The sequence below is a fragment of the Lawsonibacter sp. genome, assembly GCF_022777125.1.
Taxonomy (GTDB): Bacteria; Bacillota; Clostridia; order Oscillospirales; family Oscillospiraceae; genus Lawsonibacter_A; species Lawsonibacter_A hominis.
In genome coordinates, this window is the sequence record NZ_JALFGV010000117.1 from 1 (window position 1) to 4,661 (window position 4,661).

3 protein-coding genes are annotated in these 4,661 nt (G+C 51.8%); all 3 read left to right on the forward strand.

Features of this window, described 5'->3' with window-relative positions:
• The first annotated feature begins 889 nt into the window (after window positions 1-889).
• Entirely contained in the window at window positions 890-2,347 is a 1,458-nt protein-coding gene (locus MR825_RS09950) for a recombinase family protein (RefSeq protein ID WP_287880531.1), read from the forward strand.
• Between the two features lie 129 nt (window positions 2,348-2,476).
• On the forward strand, window positions 2,477-3,925 hold the full coding sequence (locus MR825_RS09955) for an ATP-binding protein (RefSeq protein WP_287880533.1): 1,449 nt from the start codon (window positions 2,477-2,479) through the stop codon (window positions 3,923-3,925).
• A gap of 184 nt (window positions 3,926-4,109) precedes the next feature.
• Window positions 4,110-4,661 (forward strand): sigma 54-interacting transcriptional regulator (locus tag MR825_RS09960; RefSeq protein WP_287880535.1); only part of this gene is annotated, 552 nt, incomplete at its 3' end.

The following is a 4,661-nucleotide window of genomic DNA, read 5'->3' on the forward strand; positions in this document are numbered from 1 at the left end:
GTGGCCGGCACCCAGTGGGGCAACAAAAAGTACATGAATATGAAGCACCTGGAGGCTGCCGTTGAGGACGCCTCCATTGCTGGCTGACTTCATTCATTCCAGAGCCTGCAAACCAATTTGCGCAAAATCCTTGACACTACCATCAAACATGCTGTGAATCAGGCCCTTTCGAGACAGAACGAGCTTTTAGAGCGCGAACGGGAATGCGATGACAAAAATCGATTCTCACATGCTCTGGCTGAACTGCACTTTGGGGTGCGCACGATTTATATTACAAATAAGGCAGGCAAAAAATTTCAACACGGTGAGGCGGCAACGGAGCACAAAGGCTGCCTATGCATGACATCCGGGTACCTGTGTCTTCTAATGCAACAGCATTTTCGAGATCAACATATCACCGTCAAAGCTATCACCGCGGAACTGAGGCGTAATCATCTATTAGTTATTGACGCAAGTCAGCGCAGTAGTAAAAAACTCAACAACATGCGTGCCCTCTTCATACGTCTGGATGAACTGCGCACGTACTGGGATGGGTGCTTTGGTGTATCGCGCTCTGAAGACTTTTCCAATATCGATGCTCTTGCAGCATCGTTGGGATTGCCTAGCAAATAGCAAAGCGCACGTCTAAATGTGGGTATTTGACTATATATTATTTTGAAGGTAACACGCGTATCAATAAAGGAGGCTATCCGCCATGTGCATCACCCACAAACATCCACTCGAAAACGATCCGAGCCGTTGTCACGAAGTTCTGAAATCGTTGCTTCAGTCCTGCGCCAAAAGCCTATCCACATCTGACAGCCTGGTTCGGCATCGACTTATATGGGACATATCTGATAACCCCAATTGATAATACGCCACCAAATTTTTCTTTGAGGAGGTGTCCGTCTTGGACGCGATCTACGCCCGGCAGTCCGTGGACAAGGCGGACAGCCTCTCCATCCAAGGGCAAATCGACCTGTGCAGACGAGAGGTTGGCAAAGATATTCAGGTCTATCAAGACAAGGGCTTCTCAGGTAAGAATACCAATCGGCCAGATTTTCAGAGGATGATGGCCGATGTGGAAAAGGGCCTTGTTCAGAAAATCGTGGTCTACCGCCTGGACCGCTTCTCCCGCTCGCTGGCCGATTTCAGCCGGCTGTGGGAGGTGCTGCAAAGGCACGGGGTAGAGTTCGTCTCTGTTAATGAGCGGTTCGACACCTCCACTCCAATGGGCCGGGCCATGCTCAGTATTATCATGGTCTTTGCCCAGCTGGAGCGGGAGACTACCGCCGAGCGGGTACGGGACAACTACTATCAGCGGGTAAAGCTCGGTTCTTGGCCGGGTGGGCCTGCACCCTACGGCTTTTCCATTGGCCGCATACCAGATGCGATGGGAAAACGCTCTCCCGCTTTGATTCCAAACGAGAACATGGAGGTTGTGAAACGCATCTTTGATACGTATGCTTTGGCAGAGGCATCTCTGGGCAGCGTAGCCCGTATGCTCAACGCAGACGGAATTCCCGCCCCTAAACGAGCCACCTGGGATAATGTGACTCTGTCCCGTATCTTGCACAGCCCGCTTTATGTCATGGCTGACGAGGAGATTTATCTGCATTATAAGGCAAAAGGCATCCAGTTCGCAAGCGACTTTGAAGCATTTGACGGCATCCATGCCGGAATGATTATTGGAAAGCGGGATCGCAGCGTTGGGAAATATCAGTCCTTAAAAGATCAGCACCTCTCCATCGCCAACCACTGCGGCGTTATCTCCTCTAAAGTCTGGATTCAGTGTCAAAGTAAACTGGATGGCAACAGACAACTCGGAAGAAAAGGCAGTGGGAAACACACGTGGCTTTCCGGGCTTTTAAGATGCGGCTGCTGTGGGTATAGCGTAAAGGTCAATAAAGATGGGGACAAGTACTATTTAGTGTGCAGCGGACGATCTAATTTGGGGCTGTGTAAGCAGGCGATTCGAGTAGATCTTCGGACCCTGGAGGAATCAGTTGCCGCAGAATTGGAGCGTCTGCTTGCTGAATGTCCGGATATAGAAACAGATACATACGAAGACCAGGCGTATACAAGCGCTCTCGCAGAAATCGACCAGAAGATCAACCGTCTGATTGATGCCCTCACAGTGAGCAGTGATATCACTATGGCCTATGTTAACCGGGCCATTCAGAAGCTGGAAGGGCAGAAGCAAGCCCTCTTAGATGAGCGGGCAAGGTGTCAATCAAAGCCGAGTCTCCATTTGCGGCGGGTACAATTTGCTCCGCTGGATTTCGAAGAAAAAAAGATGGTGGCAGCCCAATTTGTGAAAGAAATAAACCTGATTGACGACAGGGCTGAGGTAATATGGAACGTATAAAGAGGGATTTGTTCTCAGTTTAAGAACAATCCCTCTTTAAATTATTTTTTGCATATAATATAAGTATATTTATATTATATGTTGACAAAATAGAAAATAAAGCATAAATTCTATAGGGAGGTGAGCAGTATGGCAATTGCAAGCAAATCACAAATCCTAAAGGTGCTGAAAGCCTTTAACCCCTGGTGGGCCACCGGAACGGTCCATCCCAGCTTTACAAAAACATATCGCCGGTTTGCCTACTATGAGGCGATGAAGCGCCTGGATCAAACCGACCTGCGGCGAACAGTGGTGCTTACCGGCACCCGGCGGGTAGGGAAGACCACAATCCAGTACCAGATGATCGAAACGCTTCTCAAAAGGGGGGTTAACCCACAGCGCATCGCTTTTATTTCTATGGATCATCCCATGCTGAAGCTCAGCAGCTTAAATGACATTCTGGAATGTTACCATGAAAATATCTGGCCCAATCAGGATGCCTTTTATTTTTTTGACGAAATTCAATATGCCAGCGACTGGGATAAATGGCTCAAGACCCTTTATGATATGCAGCCGGATACCCGAATCGTAGCCACTGGTTCGGCCAGCCCCGCTCTGATGAAAGGAAGTACAGAGAGCGGAGCAGGCCGGTGGAGCGTTATACCTGTGCCTACGCTTTCTTTTTTTGAGTACTGCGCACTCATTGGTGTGGAGGTTCCCGAGTTGGGCCCGGACATCCGGCCTACCGCCTTTTCCCGTATGGCCCATACAGAGCGCACAGAGGTTATGCTGAAACTGGAGCCTCTTCAAAATCACTTTAACCGCTACCTTCAGGTGGGCGGTTTTCCGGAGTTGGCTCTGGCCTCCAATGACCTGATGGCCCAGCAGATCATGCGTGAAGATGTGGTGGACAAGGTGCTCAAGCGGGATCTGCCTGCCCTCTACAATATCCGCAGTGCTACCGAGCTGGAGCGTATCTTCCTCTATCTATGCAACGTCTCCTCGGAGATCGTCTCCTTCACTGCCATCGCTAAGGAGCTGGGCGGTGTAACCCGACCGACTGTAGAAAATTATGTAAATTATCTGGAGAGTGCAAACCTGATCTACCAGAGCTGGCCGGTGGAAATGGGAGGCCGCAAGGTTCTGAAGGCCCAGCCAAAGATCTATATCGCGGATGCCGCCATCCGGAATGCAGTCCTGATGGATGATGACGTGCTCACCAATCCCATTGAACTAGGGAAAATGGTAGAGACCGCCGTTTACAAGCATGTTGCCGCATTCTATTACCAGCGGGCCGCCCGTGTGGGTTACTATCGCGGCGGCAAAAAAGGTAGGGAAATCGATGTGGTGGTAGACTATCCCAACGTCAGAAATATTTTGATTGAAGTCAAATACAGAGAGCAGGCACCCATTCCGGACGACTCCGCTATCTGTGAGCTATGCGGCGAAGCCAGCGCCGCCATTGTGGTCACAAAGCGCCCAGATGACTATGGGACACATCATGCACCCAACGGGAGAGAACTGATCCGTATTCCCGCCTTTGCATTTCTGTATCTGCTGGGGAATGCGGAGCGATACGGTTATCGCGGAACAACGTAAAGCTGGGGTTCCATACCGGCCTTTGTGGCTCGTGACAGGTGGAACAGAATAGCCATTGAACGCGATAGCTTCCAAACCGCTCACGAATCCCGAGGGAGGGGCTAGCCTTGCATATCCGATAGGGGCGTGTTATCATGTCGAAAACATTCCGCATGGAGAAACCTATGCGGGGGAGTTGAGAAATATGGAACTGGACGAAATGGTACGAATATCAGAACCACTGCTGGAGGCACTGCCAGGAGCACTGTGCGTGCTGGATCGGGACGGCCGAGAGCGGTTTGCCAACCGGGCCTGCCGTAGCATGCGGCAGCGGGGCGGTGGGGAGAGCGCCAAGGACGGAGCCCCCATCCGCTTGGGGGACCGGGAGGTCGGGCAGTTGGTGCTCTACCACGATCTATCGGAGGTAAATCGCCTTCGGGCGGAGCTAGAGCGGCTGGATCAGAAACTGCGAACCATGCAGACCCGCTACACATTCCAGGATATTGTGGGTAGAGATCCCAAGCTGCTGCAGGCCATCCGGTTGGCCAAGGGGGCGGCCTCTACCCCGGCGGCCATTCTGATCCGGGGTGAGAGTGGCACCGGCAAGGAGCTCTTTGCCCAGGCCATCCACAACAGCTCCCGCCGCCGGCAGTTCCCCTTCATCGCCATCAACTGCGGCGCGATCGTCGAATCGCTGATGGAGAGCGAGCTTTTCGGCTACGAGGGCGGCACCTTCACCGGCGCGAAGAAGGAGGGC